A 16,863-nucleotide genomic window follows, 5' to 3' on the forward strand; every position below is an offset into this window, starting at 1 on the left:
AATGACGGATTTATTGCGGAATTGCCGAAGCGTTAAACAGATGATTTACCTCACAAAAAACCCGCCTTGCTTTGGTGCATTGCGCATGAAACTTGCACTAAAAAGGAGAAAAGGCGCAAAAACCAGATCTGATGCACAAAAAAAAGCGCCAGCATAACGATTATGCTGGCGCCTGAATTCAGGTATTACGTCTTAAATTACAAACTGCCGAGATGGAATGTTTTTTGTTCCAGATATTCATCAATTCCGTAACGTGAACCTTCACGACCGATTCCCGATAATTTAACGCCGCCAAAGGGCGCCACTTCTAAAGAGATTACGCCCGTATTAAATCCTACCATGCCAAATTCCAGCGCTTCCGCTACCCGCCAGGCGCGTCGAATATTCTCCGTAAAGAAATACGCGCCCAGGCCATAAGGCGTGTCGTTCGCCATCGCCAATGCCTGCGCCTCATCGTCAAACACAAACAGTGGTGCCACCGGGCCAAAGGTCTCTTCCTGCGCAATGCGCATCTCACTCGTCACCTGCCCCAGAACGGTAGGCTGAACCCAGGTTCCCGCTCCGCTGCTGATGCCGCCCGTTAACAGCGTCGCCCCTTTCTGTAAGGCATCGTCGATATGTGCATTGACCTTTTCAACCGCGGCGGTATTGATCAGGGGCCCGAGGGTGCTACCGGCCGCAAATCCGTCGCCCACCTTGAGGGTGGCCACGGCTTCCAGTAAGCGGGCGGAAAAGCGTTCATAGATGTTGCGCTGTACCAGAATCCGGTTGGCGCAGACACAGGTTTGCCCGGCGTTACGGAATTTGCTGGTCATGACGCCAGCCACCGCGATCTCAATATCGGCGTCATCGAAAACGATTAGCGGCGCGTTGCCGCCCAGTTCCAGACTCAACCGTTTTACGCTGTCGGCACATTGTTTCATCAGTAACTGACCCACACGGGTTGAGCCGGTGAATGAAATTTTACGCACCAGGCGGCTTTCAGTCAGGGCGGCGCCAATTTCCGTCGGCATACCGGTGACCACCTGCAAAACACCGGACGGAAAGCCGGCGCGCTCTGCCAGAACCGCCAGCGCCAGGGCAGACAGCGGCGTCAGATCAGAAGGTTTAACGATAATCGGACAACCCGCCGCCAGCGCAGGCGCCACCTTGCGGGTAATCATAGCAATGGGAAAATTCCACGGCGTAATGGCTGCCGCTACGCCGACCGGCTGTTTTAACACGATGATTCTGCGGTCGGACGTGGGCGCGGGAATGGTATCGCCGTAAATGCGACGCGCCTCTTCGGCAAACCACTTAACGAAACTGGCGCCGTACAAGACTTCGCTTCTGGCTTCCGCCAGCGGTTTGCCCTGCTCGGCCGTCATGATGATGGCAAGATCGTCGGCGTTATCGACAATCAACTGATACCACTTTTCCAGCAGTGCGGCGCGTGTGGCATTGGGTGTTTTGGCCCAGTCATGGCGTACCGACTCCGCATGATCGATCGCCGCCTCGGTTTCCTTCCGCCCCAGCGCCGGAACTGTCGCCAGCGTCTCACGGGTTGCCGGATCGATAACCGGCAGCGTTTCGCCCTGATAACCGTTCTGCCATTGACCCGCAAACAGCGCCTGCTGACGCAACAGCGTGTGATCTTTTAGTTGTATACGTGACATCGCATCCCCCCTTGTTCAGATCTTTCCACTTTATCGGGAGGGGAGAAGCGCAGGATGTTGTTATTGCCGGCCAGAAAGCGTTCGCTGTGAAGATTTACGGCAGAAAAAAAATTTTATGCCGTTGCGCCAGGGCGCTGGATGTTCAGGGTCGCTAAATCTGAAAATCGATAACCGGCTCATCGTCACCCGCGGAGGACAGTGCCTGCTCTTTAATCTCTTCAAGCGATAAGTTGGCGTTGCACAGCTCCAGAAATTGCCAGACATAGTTGCGCTGCAGTTGGCCCCGTTTCAGCCCCAGCCACACGGTGTTAGCCTCAAACAGATGCGTGGCATCCAGCCTGACCAGCTCACCGCCCGGTTCGGTTTCACAGGCCTGATCGGCCAGAATACCGACACCAAGGCCAAGTTTGACATAGGTTTTCACCACATCGGAATCCTGTGCGCTGAGCACGATGTCCGGCTTTAAGCCTGCCCCCTGGAAGGCCCGGTCCACACGTGAACGCCCGGTAATCCCCTGGCGATAAGTAATGAGCGGATGGTGACTGAGCGCATTGAGCGATACCGGCTGTTGCTGCACCAGCTCGTGATCGTGCGGCACCAGCAGGGCATGATGCCAGCTAAACCACGGAAACGCCGCCAGGCTGCTGTTATTCACCAGCATCTCACTGGCAATTCCGACATCCACCTCGCCTGCCAGCAGCATGTTCACAATTTCCTGCGGCGAGCCCTGGTTCAGTTCAAGTCTGACGTTGGGATAAAGCTGGCGAAACGCCTTGATGACGGGCGGCAGACTGTAACGCGCCTGCGTATGCGTGGTGGCGATGGAAAGGATACCGCTGGATTCATTGGTAAACACGTCAGCCAGACGGCGGACTTTACCGGCTTCGTCCAAAATGCGCTCCGCAATGGTTAATAGCGCTTTCCCGGGCTCTGTCATGCCAAGCAGCCGCTTGCCGCGCCGGATAAAGATTTCAACCCCAAGCTCATCTTCCAGATCGCGAATATGGCGGCTGACGCCCGATTGCGAGGTAAATAGCGTGCTTGCGACCTCTGTAAGGTTGAACTCCCGTCGTGCCGCTTCGCGGATAATTTTAAGTTGCTGGAAATTCACACTATTTACCTCTCTTTACACAATCCGATAAACAGAGGGTAAAAAGGATTTTCGATAACTGGAAATACTAAAAAAGTTTTATTTATGCATTTGAAGCATATAGAACAGGGCGGGAGACGTTGAGCTGCATCCTGATGGACAGTCACAGAAAGGGCAGCGGCGCGATATCTACGCGCCCTGCTTCAGAGAAAGTGGGTCAGGACAGGCGTTCTAGCTGACCAGGGTGAGTTCCCGTTTTTCCGTCAGCGGTTTGTTCAGCAGCGACAGCAGGATATTTTTAACGGCCTGCGCCGGGGGCGATAAAGGTAACCGATGTGAAAGGTTGAGCGATAACGGCAGGCTGATCGTCGGGCTGGTAATACGCGCCATCCATGCCTGGGTGGAACCCACCAGCGCCCGGGCGGCGGATTCCGGCAATACGGTGACGCCCATCCCGCTGGATATCGCGGCGGTCAGCGTGGAAAGCGACTCTATTTCACCAATAATACGCGCACTCAGGCGGCGCAGTGAAAATGCCTCGTCAACGCGCTGACGCACGGCACTGTAATCGCGTGGCAAAAACAGGCTCATCTGTGCCACTTCAGCCAGATCCACATTGGTACCCGGACAGGCGGTGGTGCCGACCAGATACAGATCTTCTTTGAGCAGCGGTAGACTGTTGATCCCTGCCGTCGGCGCACGGTCATACAGCACGGCCATATCCAGCTGCCCGCTAATAATGTTTTCATTCAGGGCGCTGCTGCTGTTTTCATGCAGATAAACAATGATATCCGGATACTGTTCCCGTACCGTTTGCAGCAATGGCATCGTCAGCGAGGAGGCGGCCGTTCCGGGAGCCAGTCCAATGGAAACCTGCCCTTTCACCACTTCACCGGCATTCATCACCGCTGACTGTGCCAGCTCACACTGTCGCAGAATAACGCGCGCATGGCTGTAGAGTAATTTTCCGGCTTCCGTAGGTGTTACGCCGCGTTTGGTGCGATTCAGAAGCTGCTGCTCCAGCTCACCTTCAAGCGTAGCAACCTGCTGGCTTAACGCAGGCTGGGCAATATGCAGCACTTCTGCTGCCCGCGTCAGGCTACCGATATCGACGATTTTCACAAAGTATTTCAGCCGTCTTAAATTCATCTTGCCTCCGTTGCTACGTCAAGGTTTCTGGCTGATCCGTATCAACCAGCCTGTATACAGATGAATTGCAATATGCAGACCAGGTTTATTCAGATCGCGAAACATGTCGGGAAATAATTGCTAAGCATCAGAATAAACAGCGTTTCTCTGTACCTCCAAAGAGGTAAGTCGGGGAGCACCGCCGCATTCAGGCGGCAACACAGGGTGAGCTGCACCGCAACAGTGCGAAACATGTCAAACCAGCGTGCAGCGTCGGCCCTGTGCCAGCAAAGGTTATCGACGTGCCAGCGTCCGGCCCGGTTATGCAGGAGAAAAAGCAGAAAGAGAGTGAGATGCGTTGCTAGGTTGCTGCGTGGCTGCGTGGCTGCGTGGCTGCGTGGCTGCGTGGCTGCGTGGCTGCGTGGCTGCGTAAAAGTCTAAGACTGTTGGCTGAGGAGAAACAGGTTTATTGCCTGAGCGGTTGATCGATTCGAAACGTCTTCCCACCTGTAACGCTCAATACGCTCACGTTTTTTTAAAAAGGTCAGAAAGGCGAATACGCAAACGCATTTGTGTTGTAGCAAGGCGGCGCCGGGCGCTTAGGCCCAGGAGCATAGTAAACTATGTGACTGGGATAAGCGCCTGGTGCCAACGCCGCTACGGCGCAAAGGCGGCAGCGTATTTTAGCGTTTAGCGCGATTGCGTCGCATATCGATGGTAACTGCGGCGACGATGATGATGCCTTTGATGATGTCCTGGATATAGGCATCCACCCCAACAAAGGTGAATCCGCTTTTAATCAGACCAAGAATTACCGCACCAATCAGCGTGCCGGTAATACGGCCCACACCACCCATTAGGCTGCTGCCGCCGATCACCGCTGCGGCAATCGCATCCAGTTCATAGCCCACGCCCATGCTTGACTGGCCGCTGCTGACGCGTGCCGCCAGCACTACGCCTGCCAGGCCTGACAGCGCACCCGCAATGGTGTAAACGATGATCAGGTATTTGTTGACGTTAATGCCGGACACTTTGGCCGACGTCATATTGCCGCCGATGGCATAAACATATTTGCCATAACGGGTATGTTTCAGCGCAACGTGAAACACCAGCGCCACAACCAGAAAAATCACCACCGGCATGGCACCCTGACCAATAGAGGTGAATCCATCGGACAGAAAACTGATGGGGTTACCCTGGGTGTAATACTGCGCCAGACCGCGCGCAGAAACCATCATGCCCAGTGTGGCAATAAAAGGTGGGATGCCGGTGCGGGTAATCAATACGCCATTGATCAACCCGCACAGTAAACCGACGCCAATGCCGGCAGCAATCGGCACGGCCGCAGGCATATTCACCAGGGATGGAAACATCGGCGTCAGCGTATCTGAGGTTTGCGCCAGGCTGGCAGCCACCACCGCAGTCAACGCAATCACCGAACCGGAGGAGAGATCGATACCGGTCGTAATGATCACCTGGGTTACACCGACGGCGATGATACCGATGATAGCGACCTGCAATACGATTAAAATCAGGCGGTTCGTGTTCATCAGGAACGACTGATCGCGAACATACCAGCCAAAAATTTCAAAAATTAAGGCAATCCCCACCATTACCACAAAGATGCCGGTATCCTTTGGAACCCGGTGACGCAGGCTTGCCAGGAAAGAGGGTTGTTGCTCAGAAGCCTGAGCGGCCGTGGCTTTCATATTACTCATCGTGGTTTCGCGCCTCATTCGGATGCTAACGACAAAATAGTTTCCTGATCGGCCTCTTCTTTATCGAGGATGCCGGTAATGCGCCCACCATGCATCACCATGATGCGGTCACTCATGCCCAGAATTTCAGGCAGCTCTGAGGACACCATAATGATGGCAACGCCACGGTTGGCAAGCTCACTAATCAAACGATAAATTTCTGCTTTTGCCCCAACATCAATGCCGCGCGTCGGCTCATCCAGGATCAGGATTTTCGGTTGAGCCAATAGCCAGCGGGCGATAAGCACTTTCTGCTGATTGCCGCCGCTCAGGTTATTGATGATTTGATCCATGGTAGGGGTTTTAATATTCAGACGGCGAATTTGATCCATGCAGTCCTGAGCCATTTTGACATGGCTGACAAAGCCGCTTTTGCCGCTGTATTCCGGCATGTTGACAATGCTCATGTTCTCCAGCACCGACAACACCAAAAACAATCCTGACTTTTTACGATCTTCAGTCAAAAATGCCATGCCCTTTTCGATGGCGACCGACGGTGAGTCAATATTCGCCGGGATGCCGTCAATCAGAATTTCGCCGCTGTCAAAATGCGTCATGCCAAACAGGCTTTCCATCACTTCGCTGCGCCCGGCTCCGACCAGGCCTGCCACACCGAGAATTTCTCCCCGGCGCACACCGAAACTGACGTCGGTGAAGCGGTCTTTGCAGCTCAGATGACGAACGGTCAGCACCTCTTCCCCGATGGCATTGTTGAATTTAGGGAAAAGCTGTGTCAGCTCACGCCCGACCATTTTAGTGATCAGAGACTGGCGCGTGAACGCACTGGTGCTGTCGCTGCCCACCCAACTGCCGTCACGAAACACGCTGATCTCATCCGTGATGGAAAAGATCTCATCCATTTTGTGACTGATATAAACGATGGCTTTACCCTGTTCGCGCAGATCGCGAATGATGGTAAATAAATGTGCGACTTCGGTTTCCGTCAACGCGGAGGTGGGCTCATCCATAATGACAATGTCGGCATCCCAGGACACCGCTTTGGCGATTTCCACCATCTGCTGTGAGGCGATGCTCAGTTCGCCTACCATGCGGTCGGCTTTCAGTTTGATATTGAGCCGGTTAAGCAGCGCCTGCGTGTCTTTATTTAGCCGGGCATGATCGACAAAACCAAATTTCATCGGCTCCCGCCCCAGCCAGATATTCTCGGCCACGGTCATGTGCGGCACCAGATTCAGCTCCTGGTGGATCATTGACACACCCGAACGTAACGCATCCATGGTGTCCCTGAACTGCACTGGCTCCCCTTTAATCTTGATGGTGCCCTGATCGGGACGGTAAATCCCGATCAGGCACTTCATTAAAGTGGATTTGCCCGCGCCATTTTCACCCATCAAAGCATGTACCGTTCCAGAGCGGACGCGCAGCGACACATTGTCCAGTGCCTTCACACCCGGAAAGAACTTGCTGATGCCTTCGGCTTCAAGCGCAAAAGCGGTCATACATCACCTCCGTACTACGGGTTCAGACGTTTATTTTTGGTTCATGCTGGTATATTTGGTGTAGTTGTCTTTGGTGATCAGCTGGAATGGGATATCAACAATCTTCTGCACTTTTTCACCGTTTGCCAGTTTGATTGCGGTCTGAACAGCGCCTTCACCCTGCCCTTTTGCATCCTGGAATACGCTGGCCACCATCTTGCCGTTCTTGATCATCTGCAACGCATCCGGTGTGCCATCCACGCCTGCCACCAGAATGTGTTTATCGTTCTTGCCTAATGCCTGAATGGCACCAATCGCCATTTCATCATTGTTTGACGCGATGGCATTGATATCATCGCCAGCGGTCATCCAGTTGCTCACGACATCTACCGCATCGTTGCGGCTGAATTTCGCCGTCTGCTTTTGCACCACTTTAATATTCGGGTATTTCGCCACTACGGCTTCCACGCCTTTGGTGCGTTCGCGGGTCGATTCGTTAGCCAGATCACCTAATAAAATGGCAACGTTGCCCTTGCCGTTCATCGCCTTCGCCAGGGCTTCCATCTGCAGACGGCCCGCCAGTTCAGAGTCAGAGCCCACAAACGCCATTTTGTCGCCTAGCTGGGCCTGGGGTTTACGGTTAACAAATACCAACGCCACACCGGCCTTGGACGCCTGATCGATAATGGGTTTTACAGCGTCAGTGTCGACGGGGTTAACAATGATGGCGTCAACGCCCTGTCCAATAAAGTTCTGTACCTGCTGGAGCTGCTGGGCCACATCGCCTTTGGCATCTTCGATCTGGCCTTTGACGCCATCTTTTTTCATCTCATTTTGTACAGCGTTACGCACAATCGTCAGAAAGTTGTCATCAAACACCGCCATAGAAACACCCACGGAAATATCTTTCGCCATCGCAGCGGCGGGCAACATGCAGGCTAACAGTGAGGCAACAATCGTTTTTTTGATGTTCATAGGGACCCTTCTTATTTGTTAACTTGCTAGCGATTTACGTTTTGAATGAAAAATATCTTTTACATTCACACCGCCTCGCCGGCGTTTTTATGGAAAATTTGAGGTAAGACGACTACGTTGATGCTTTTGCTAAAATCACCACTGCTTTTCTTATCCGCATGATTTTACTTAACATGCTGACGGTATCGTCCTGGCGCTGGTACGTCCATCCCACTTTCAGGCGCCAAGCAGTTTGTTTATTCCATATATTTCTTTTTTGAAATTTTTATCATAAAAGCACTGAAACAAGCGTTTTGATATCGTCAAATAACAAAACTTTGACATGCGTCTAACATCTACTGAGAAATGGCGTTAAAGTGAGATCCTGTTAGCAGTTTGAAAAGCAAGCGAATGTGTCTGATATTCACCAATACGCTGCTTTTACGAGCACTTAAACGCAAACCATGAAAGAGGGCTTTGACATCCCTAACCGGCGCCGCTACTATTCGCCCCGTTCTGACAATTCCTCTGTAGTTCAGTCGGTAGAACGGCGGACTGTTAATCCGTATGTCACTGGTTCGAGTCCAGTCAGAGGAGCCAAATTCTTGTTTTCAGGCATGCTTTAAAGCCTTTCAATCCGGTTTTATTACGTCTGCGTGAGAAATTTTTCCGATGCGTAGTGGGGTTAACCTGCGCATTCGGCAAAACAGCAAGTCTGATTGGCATCATTCCCGCTCGATAATAGCGTCATAAATCTGTTCCCCAGCCCTACGTGAAAAGCCTCAGCATCCCCCTTGTGATCGCCTTTTATACTGACTGATTCACAGCGTCTTTCTCTGCTTGTCCATCCTGACGGTTCACGCCGCTGTCCTCTCCGAGAGCGCCTCGACCAAAAAGAATCCCGCATTGCATCAGGTGCCCGTCACTGACTCCGTCTGCCATCCGCGCGACGCTATGCGTAACTGGCTGAAAAAGAAGATCAATCCCGCATAACCGCACTAAACTGGAAAAGTTGGTTCAGATTCCGACCTGCAGGCTGGCGCAGTAAAAGGAGGTATCCTGTTGAAAGCTGGGCTCTTCCGCGCTGTTCTGCGCCCGGTTTGGCTAACGTCTACAAGGCTAAGGCTTTCTGTTTGTAAAGCGTGGCGCTGTCCGCGACAGCATTGGGCAAGGAAGCGCTACCCATAGCGCTGGCGTGGTCAGGTATGTTTACAGGCAACAGAAGTCTTGAGTCATGTGTTGATATAAAAATAATGGCTTTTATGGCGTCAGCCCCTACCGATATCCCCTCCGTCTTAAAAAAGCGTCGTTCTGCGGTTTCTGAAAAGGACACTTAGGTTCACTCGTTCTTTGCCGAAAACAACATGGGTACGACAACACCATAACCGGAGAGAATGATGAAGGTATCGACACGACTGTCTGCTGGCTTTGCTTTTTTGATACTGCTTTTCGTCATCAGTTCAGCGGTTGCAATCAGCAATCTGCTTGAGACGCGTCAGAATATTGATGAGATCGTCAACACCAACCTTAAAAAAGTGACTTTGTCTAATGATGCAGGTACGGCGCTGAGAAACATGCTTGTTGAGGTGAGAAACATGGCGCTCTTCTCTGATCAAAAAGCAATTGAGAATGAGTGGGGCCGCTTTGAAACTCAGAAAGGGGTTTATACCCAGAAACGCACTGAGCTCGCATCCATGATCGAACGCGACCATAACCAGCAGGAAATTGGCCTACTCAGGAAAGTACAGCAGAATGAACAGGCCGCGCTCACGACACTCGCGACGGCGGCAAACATGGGCAGGCAGAGACAACTGAATGGCCTCGCAGATTATCTGACCAACGTTGTTCGTCCCCCTCAGCAAATCCTTATCTCCAGTCTCAACGAACTCACGGACATGCAGCGTGCCTTTGCTGAAAACACCGCCGTGGAAAGTAACGCATCCGCCAGCCGCGTTATCAAAACCTTTATTGTTCTCATCATTGCAACCGTCATTTCCGGCGCCCTGATTTGTCTCGTCATCAGCAGGAAGCTGATGCGCCAACTGGGCGGTGAACCTGCACAGGCTCAGGCGCTGGCCGCGACCATCGCTTCCGGAGACCTCACCTCCACCGTGCTGCTGCGTCGCAACGACACCAGCAGCCTGCTTGCCTCACTGGACAGCATGCAGGCCAGGCTGCGCGGCCTGGTATCGCAGATAAAGGATGCTTCCACTTCCGTGGCGCTGGCGGCCGACGAAATCGCCCAGGGCAACACCGAGCTGTCGTCACGAACCGAGCAGCAGGCGGCCGCCCTGCAGGAAACCGCTGCCAGCATGGAGCAACTGACCGCCACGGTGAAGAGCAACACCGCTGGCGCGCAGCAAACCGCTGAATCGGCCCGCGATACGGCCCAGTTGGCCCGTTCGGGTGAGGCCGACGTGCAGCGGATGTCTGGCACGATGCAGGATATTTCCGTCAGTGCCGCTAAAGTCCGGGACATTACCTCGGTCATTGAAAGCATCGCGTTTCAGACCAACATCCTGGCCCTGAACGCCGCGGTGGAGGCGGCGCGCGCCGGCGAGGAAGGCCGCGGTTTTGCCGTGGTGGCCGGTGAGGTGCGCACGCTGGCGCAGCGCAGCGCCACGGCGGCCCGCGATATCAAGATCCTGATTGAACAGGCCGTTGAGCAAGTGGAAAGCGGCGTTGCCGTGGCCTCCTCGACCGGGCAGAGCATCATCAAAATTGTCGGGATGGTCGGCGAGCTGGCGGAGGCCATGGACTCCCTCTCTCTGGCGTCCTCCGAGCAGATGCAGGGGATTTCACAGGTCAGCGTGGCGGTGAGTCAGATGGACGGCGTGACGCAGAACAATGCGGCGCTGGTCGAGGAGTCGTCTTCAGCCTCGCGTTCGCTGTCTGAACAGGCGCAGGCGCTGCGCGGTATGGTAGCGGCGTTTCATGTCTGAGAACGGGTTGTGGGTTCATGGTGAAGCATATTTTCTGTTTTCGTAGAGCATCCCGGTTCAACGGGTGCCGGCACAGGAATAAAGCCCTGATCCACAGCACAGAAAATCACAGGGTTCAGGCTGGCATTGCTGCCGTTGTTGCGCACGTATGACAACAATCGCCACACCCGGAGTAGCCCCCCTTTCACGCGCTCCCGCCTGCTTTTTACAATGGCATTACACAGCGAATCTCGATGAGGTTCGCTGTTCACTGACGCCTCAACGTCGGAAAAAAGAGGATGCTCCCCGCAAGCCTTCGTCTGCATGGGTTTAAAACTCGACGACAATATTGCATTTGGGAATGCTACAGCACGACAAAATATAGCCCTCTTCCACGTCCTCATCTGTGATGCCGCCGTTGTGGTTCATCTCCACTTCCCCTTCCAGGCATTTCACCTTGCAGGTGCCGCAGATCCCCATACCGCACGCCTTGGGAATATGCAGCCCCAGCTTAAGGCGTCAGCCAGTGACGTTTTCTTCGCGTTTACAATAGCTCCGGCCACGTCATAATCAGCTTTGCCTGCACAGGCTCGGCCAGCAGGCTGGGATCGGGCTGCCAGCTGTCCCAGTCGCGAAATGCGCTGAAATCAAGCCCGGTCAGGGTTTCCAGTGAACGAACCGCCACGCGATATTCATCCACCTGCGGCACCGCTTCCGGTTGTAAAAGCGGCAACACGCGGCGAGGCTCATCCAGCAGCTTATCCTGACTGACCAGCAGTGCGGTGGCCTGCGGCGTGCCCTGTGGACCGATGCGCAGAACGACCTTCCAGAACAGCAGCGGGACCTGCAAATCCCCGTACTGCCGATGTTGATCGTTCAGTACCGGGCCGGTCAGTACACTAATTTGCTGTTTGGTTTTTAACACGCCGTATTCCAGGATATAGCGCTCAACCCCTTGCCAATACTGCACGCTCTGGTTAAAGCGAAAATGCTGCGGGGAACAATTAGTGAAGTGGAACGTGTCTTTATTGGCGCGCACCGCCTCGGCCGCCGTGCCCCAGGTGGGATCGCTGCGGCGGGTGAGATGACCGCGATCGAACCAGCGACTGAACGCGCTATAAAACGACTCACCAGTAACATAGCGGCTGTCGATGCGGCTGTCTTCATACCAGCGGTCACCTTCGGGCAACAGCGAAGGTTGCCCACTGCCACGGTCAATGTTGATATAGCGTGCCCCATCGATATTGGTGGCGGTAAAAAAAGCCAGCCGTCGTTCGGCATTCATCAGCAGAGAAAAGTGCTCGTAATTCAGCCTGGCATCAGCGCCGTTGCGCCCGTCACGCAGAGGGGCGACTTCCCCTGCACGCGGCGCGATAATCTGTGCCAGATCGACAGGATTGTCCGCCAGAAAGTCTGTCTGAAAACCGTCGCGATTAGAGTAGTTTTCATCTGGCGCGGCGGCACTGGACTCAGGCAGTAGCGGTGCATTATCGGCCGTGAGCGCCTGCATCAGGATTGCCTGCCCATGCGGGGACAGCGCTGGCAACTCGCCCTTCAGCCAGTCGGTGAGCGCACTCATGCGAATGCCTTCGTTAACCCATTTTCCGCTGTCTTCTGTGGCGCCATGATGAAGGGCCACCAGCTGCCAGCCGTCGTTGAAGACCGGTGCACCTGACGAGCCGCCTTCACTGTCGGCCTCATAGTGCAGAAACTGTTCGTGACGTGCTAACAGGGCATTGTTGCGCAGCGTGATTTGCTGTGGCGCACCACCCGGATGATGAATGAGATTGAGGCTGATGCCCAGCGCATGTTTATCATTACGATCGTTAAGTGCCAGCGGCAGCGGTGGCTCACCGCTGTCGGTAAGCGCCTCGCCAAGCGCTATTAACGTACAGTCGAACGCCTCCGTCGGGCTGGAAAGCCAGAAGCTGTCGGCATCCACCGCATAGAGACGTCCCGGAAGAATTTCGCCGGATTCGTCTTGGCGATAACCGAACTGCAGCGTGATGCGCCCCGAAATGGGGGCTTCAGGCAGCACGTGATGATTCGTGACGAAGAGGTTGCCATAGGTCAGAAATCCACTTCCCTTAGGTATGCCATCTTCTCTGACCAGCGCGACGGCGCGGGCTGCGCGTAACCCCTGCTGTAAAAATGACACCGGCAGCAAGTCGTTAGCGCCCATAATGACGCTCTGGCGGGCCCGCTGTTGAAACGCATAGCGCTGCGCTCGTCGTGAGTCCGGTTCCGCCTGCTGGCCCTGGCTGAGCGCAGTGCGCGTCTGCTGCCTTTGCCCGGCCGTAATCGCCAGCCTTGAGGCTATCTGCGCTTTCAGTTGCTCGTTCATTCGCATCTCCATGGTTGGGTTTGCTCTCTTTAACCATAGCCGTTTATCACGGAACAGGCGGCACATTGCGGCGCTGCGACACAGTGGCTAACCTGCAGAAAACATGATCTATATAAGACTGTTTCGGCGTCTTGAACTGGCCTTTCCTGACGATTTGAACGGCCCTGCCATGCGGTAAACTGTGGATGAAACAACCAGGCTGCTGAATCCTTCAGCAAACGATCCGAAAGCGGGTAAAACCGCTTTGACTCAGCATGCCGACTCCATTACTATGCGCCCTGTAGCACGATTCCTCTGTAGTTCAGTCGGTAGAACGGCGGACTGTTAATCCGTATGTCACTGGTTCGAGTCCAGTCAGAGGAGCCAGATTTAAAGAAGCCCGCTCAGGGAAACCTGAGCGGGCTTTTTGTTGATCTTTATACTCTCCAGTCGCCTCTGAACGACGATTGCTGCCAACATCAGGTTCCCAGAACAAGCCAGTACACCCTTCGCTTTTTCCCATTTGATCCATGCACATGACCAACTGATTACTGAATATAAATTATCCGTTCATCAACGGTTTATAGACCGAAATATAAACCGGGTGCTAGTGTTTCGCTCTATAATAAAAAACGTCCCCCTAAGAGGCTATGGATGAGAAATCCCATTCTGTATTTTGCTTTAACCATGATGTTGACAGGATGTGTAGCACGCTCCCATGAACCCGATCCCCTCCAGGTGCAGCTCGCCAACTACGGTACGCTGCCAGACACTTATAAAACGGATGTCAGAAATACGTTTTATTATCACCTGAAAGATCCTTACAGCGCGCATTATCGCTTTTTTAAACCTTTTAAAGGGTATACCTGGGTAATGAATGTGCCCGAGGATAAAGAAGAACTGATGTTTGGCTGGGTCATCCCGGGCGTGATTAACGCAAAAAACAGTTTTGGCGCCTATGTTGGCGCGCGCAGATTCGTGGTGATTTATTCAAATGGTCACTATCACAATCTTTACTACATGAAAGGCACGAAAAAAATCGGGCGGGCCATTTAAAACAGCCCGCGATTTTCCGAGCCTTTAACACGTCATCGTCAATGGCGTATTTAAATGACAAAGGCAGGTGATATCGCGTTGTGAGTTTGCAATGATGATATTCGCCTGCCTGTCGTAGAAACGCGCTAGCCGTATTCAAATCCCTAAAGGGCGAACGTCTTTTACCGGCCTTTAGGGTGCAAAAACCGGACATTATAACTCACCGGCTAAAACAGACCTGCACGTTAAGCGCCGTGTCGCAATATCGCATTAAAATAACAAAGGCCTTCTGACAAACACGGCATAAGCGTGAGCCAATCATCTCATCGGGGGTTTTTAACCGGATAGGCCGTCAGCGGTTTAATCTCTTTCAAAACAAACATACTTTGCATCTCTTTAATGCGCGGCAGCCTGCGCACCACCGACATGGCAAACTCGGCGTAAGAGTCGAGGTCGGTTGCCACCACCTGTAACAAAAAATCGGCATCGCCGCCGATACTGTAGCAGGCCACAACATCCTCCAGCGCGGTCACCTGCTGCTCAAACTTTTCCGCTTCAGCTTCGCTGTGGCAGTCAATGACCACCCGAATAAAAACCATAACGCCCGAGCCGGTTTTCTTACGGTCCAGCACTGCCCGATAGCCCTTTATCACGCCCTGCTCTTCCAGTTTGCGGACTTTGCGCCAGCAGGGCGAGGCAGACATACCGATCTTATCGGCAAGCTCCTGATTGGTCATCCGGGCATCATCCTGCAAGATGCTTAAAATTTTCACCTCTGTCTTATCAAGCGGCATATCAGTCATATCCTTTCTGTTTAACCTATTTTACAGGCAAATTATTGCCATAATTACGGCACAGAAGCGATATTCAGACAACGTATTTCTGCCCAGCTCAGGCATACTTTAATCAGGCTGTATTGCGCAGCAGAGGAATGGCATTAAACGGCACAGAGCAGGTTCTTATGCTCAGAAGCGGGATGAGCAAGCGGCATCGCATTCTTTCCAGAATGCACGCTCTGTTAACGCAATCACGCCTGTAAACAACGTTCTTATCCCTATTGAATGAAGGAAACATCATGTCGCTTCAAACTGAATTACTGCCTTATATTTTGGCGCTGGGACTGGCCGCCGCGATTCCGGGCCCTGGGATGACGACGATCGTTGCGCGTAGCATCAATGGGGGTTCACTGGCAGGCTTTGCTGCGCTTATCGGCGTGATAATGGGCGATGTGTTTTATTTAACCCTGGCCGTATTTGGTCTGGGCATTGTGGCCAAGACCTATACCGCGCTCTTTACGTTGATTAACTGGGCGGCGGCGCTTTATTTGGGCTATCTGGCCTGGCAGTTCTGGTCTTATCAACCCCATGCTATCAGCATTGACCAGAAGGTTACCCGTCAGCAACTGGTCTCCGCCTGGCTGTCGGGGCTGAGTATTACGCTGGGCAACCCCAAAACGATTGCCTTTTATCTGGCAATACTGCCGCTCGTTATTTCCCTGGAGGCAATTTCACTGAAATTCTGGGGTGCCGTACTGGTTCCCGTTACCGCTGCCGTATTACTGGCCGTGGGCGCGATGTTTATTTTGGCGGCGGTGAAAGTCCGCGTGTTTCTGACCCGCCCGCGCTCGCTGCGGATCATGTACCGGGTCGTGGGCGTGATGATGCTGCTGGCCGCCATGGGTATGATTGTTAAAACGCTGTAATTGAGCGACCAGGTGAAATAACAGGTAGGTGACGGCTGCCTTGTGGATAACGGGGCTTCAGAACAGGCTGATTAATCCTGCTTAAAGGGGATTTTACTGCTGTATCCCCACCCGCATGGTTACGCTGTGGTAATATCGCCCCCTTACCTTCTCGTTACCTGGCAACCCACTGAGCACTATGACGGACACGACAAAACGCAAAAACGATCCTGAAGGGCTTAAAAAACGCATTCTGGCTGGCGCACTCAAAATCTTTGCTGAGTTCGGCATGCAGGGCGCCCGGCTGGAGCAGATCGCCGAGAGTGCTCAGACGACGAAACGCATGGTGGTCTACCACTTTGGCAATAAAGAGCAGCTCTATATTGATGTGCTGGAGCAGGTTTATCAGCAGATCAGGGAACATGAAACCGGCCTGAATCTGGCGGCAATGGAACCCGGACAGGCCATTACGAAACTGGTTGAGGCCAGCTTCGATTATCACGTTTCGCATCCTGATTTTATTCGGCTGATCTGCATGGAGAACCTCTCTCGCGGACGCTACATCTCACAATCCGTGCGGCTGAGCCAGCTTAACCGCAGCGCGCTGGATCTGCTGGATGACATCCTGACGCGCGGTCAACAGCAGGGGCTGTTTATTCAGCCGCTGGACACGCTGGATGTACATCGCCTTATCAGTAGTATCTGCGTACATCAGGTTTCTAACCGGTTCACGTTTAATACGCTGTTCAGTCCGGACAAAAGTGAAGAGGATATTATCAGCCGCAATCGCCAGTTAGCGGTGACGGCCACGCTGCGTTATATCTGTCGGCATCAGTAGGCTCACAGGGCGTTGAAAGCGATAGTCTATGCTTAAGGGGTA

General features: G+C 53.3%; 12 protein-coding genes, 2 tRNA genes and 1 pseudogene. 6 read left to right on the forward strand and 9 right to left on the reverse strand.

Annotated features, from left to right (window positions below; all coding sequences use genetic code 11):
* Window positions 1-197: 197 nt before the first annotated feature.
* From NYE92_RS06170 to NYE92_RS06195, 6 genes are all read right to left on the reverse strand, one after another.
* Complete coding sequence (locus tag NYE92_RS06170) at window positions 198-1,655, reverse strand: NAD-dependent succinate-semialdehyde dehydrogenase (RefSeq protein ID WP_259018746.1); 1,458 nt, start codon at window positions 1,653-1,655, stop codon at window positions 198-200.
* A 151-nt stretch (window positions 1,656-1,806) separates the two neighbouring features.
* The gene (cbl, locus tag NYE92_RS06175) at window positions 1,807-2,766 is read right to left on the reverse strand and encodes an HTH-type transcriptional regulator Cbl (protein ID WP_013026296.1); all 960 of its coding nucleotides are present in this window, start codon (window positions 2,764-2,766) and stop codon (window positions 1,807-1,809) included.
* 210 nt (window positions 2,767-2,976) lie between these two features.
* On the reverse strand, window positions 2,977-3,894 hold the full coding sequence (gene nac, locus NYE92_RS06180; protein ID WP_013026297.1) for a nitrogen assimilation transcriptional regulator NAC: 918 nt from the start codon (window positions 3,892-3,894) through the stop codon (window positions 2,977-2,979).
* Between the two features lie 662 nt (window positions 3,895-4,556).
* A complete protein-coding gene (locus tag NYE92_RS06185) occupies window positions 4,557-5,582 on the reverse strand; it encodes an ABC transporter permease (protein WP_024470980.1) in 1,026 nt (341 codons plus the stop codon).
* A 23-nt stretch (window positions 5,583-5,605) separates the two neighbouring features.
* The gene (locus NYE92_RS06190) at window positions 5,606-7,090 is read right to left on the reverse strand and encodes a sugar ABC transporter ATP-binding protein (protein ID WP_013026299.1); all 1,485 of its coding nucleotides are present in this window, start codon (window positions 7,088-7,090) and stop codon (window positions 5,606-5,608) included.
* A 30-nt stretch (window positions 7,091-7,120) separates the two neighbouring features.
* Window positions 7,121-8,044, reverse strand: coding sequence for a sugar ABC transporter substrate-binding protein (locus NYE92_RS06195; protein WP_013026300.1), 924 nt, complete (start codon window positions 8,042-8,044; stop codon window positions 7,121-7,123).
* A 503-nt stretch (window positions 8,045-8,547) separates the two neighbouring features.
* On the opposite strand from NYE92_RS06195, the gene NYE92_RS06200 reads away from it, so the two are divergent.
* Both NYE92_RS06200 and NYE92_RS06205 read left to right on the forward strand, forming a co-directional pair.
* Window positions 8,548-8,623: transfer RNA gene (locus NYE92_RS06200), tRNA-Asn, on the forward strand.
* A gap of 797 nt (window positions 8,624-9,420) precedes the next feature.
* A complete protein-coding gene (locus NYE92_RS06205; RefSeq protein ID WP_014605495.1) occupies window positions 9,421-10,965 on the forward strand; it encodes a methyl-accepting chemotaxis protein in 1,545 nt (514 codons plus the stop codon).
* Between the two features lie 309 nt (window positions 10,966-11,274).
* Here the strand turns inward: NYE92_RS06205 and NYE92_RS06210 are convergent.
* Both NYE92_RS06210 and NYE92_RS06215 read right to left on the reverse strand, forming a co-directional pair.
* Window positions 11,275-11,457, reverse strand: a pseudogene (locus NYE92_RS06210) (2Fe-2S iron-sulfur cluster-binding protein); the annotation flags it as partial.
* 31 nt (window positions 11,458-11,488) lie between these two features.
* Window positions 11,489-13,288, reverse strand: coding sequence for a DNA/RNA non-specific endonuclease (locus NYE92_RS06215; protein ID WP_259018751.1), 1,800 nt, complete (start codon window positions 13,286-13,288; stop codon window positions 11,489-11,491).
* A 290-nt stretch (window positions 13,289-13,578) separates the two neighbouring features.
* On the opposite strand from NYE92_RS06215, the gene NYE92_RS06220 reads away from it, so the two are divergent.
* Window positions 13,579-13,654, forward strand: a tRNA-Asn gene (locus NYE92_RS06220).
* 267 nt (window positions 13,655-13,921) lie between these two features.
* Window positions 13,922-14,323 (forward strand): hypothetical protein, encoded by a 402-nt coding sequence (locus NYE92_RS06225; protein ID WP_014605492.1) that lies wholly within the window; start codon window positions 13,922-13,924, stop codon window positions 14,321-14,323.
* A gap of 302 nt (window positions 14,324-14,625) precedes the next feature.
* Here NYE92_RS06225 and NYE92_RS06230 read toward each other — a convergent pair whose 3' ends face one another.
* On the reverse strand, window positions 14,626-15,096 hold the full coding sequence (locus NYE92_RS06230) for an Lrp/AsnC family transcriptional regulator (protein ID WP_014605491.1): 471 nt from the start codon (window positions 15,094-15,096) through the stop codon (window positions 14,626-14,628).
* Between the two features lie 281 nt (window positions 15,097-15,377).
* Between NYE92_RS06230 and NYE92_RS06235 the strand changes: the two genes are divergently transcribed.
* Together NYE92_RS06235 and NYE92_RS06240 are read left to right on the forward strand one after the other, a co-directional pair.
* The gene (locus NYE92_RS06235; RefSeq protein WP_014605490.1) at window positions 15,378-16,004 is read left to right on the forward strand and encodes a LysE family translocator; all 627 of its coding nucleotides are present in this window, start codon (window positions 15,378-15,380) and stop codon (window positions 16,002-16,004) included.
* Window positions 16,005-16,182: 178 nt separating this feature from the next.
* Window positions 16,183-16,821, forward strand: coding sequence for a TetR family transcriptional regulator (locus tag NYE92_RS06240; RefSeq protein WP_013026308.1), 639 nt, complete (start codon window positions 16,183-16,185; stop codon window positions 16,819-16,821).
* Window positions 16,822-16,863 lie beyond the last annotated feature (42 nt).

The sequence above is a fragment of the Pantoea sp. B566 genome (assembly GCF_024793925.1).
GTDB lineage: Bacteria > Pseudomonadota > Gammaproteobacteria > Enterobacterales > Enterobacteriaceae > Pantoea > Pantoea ananatis.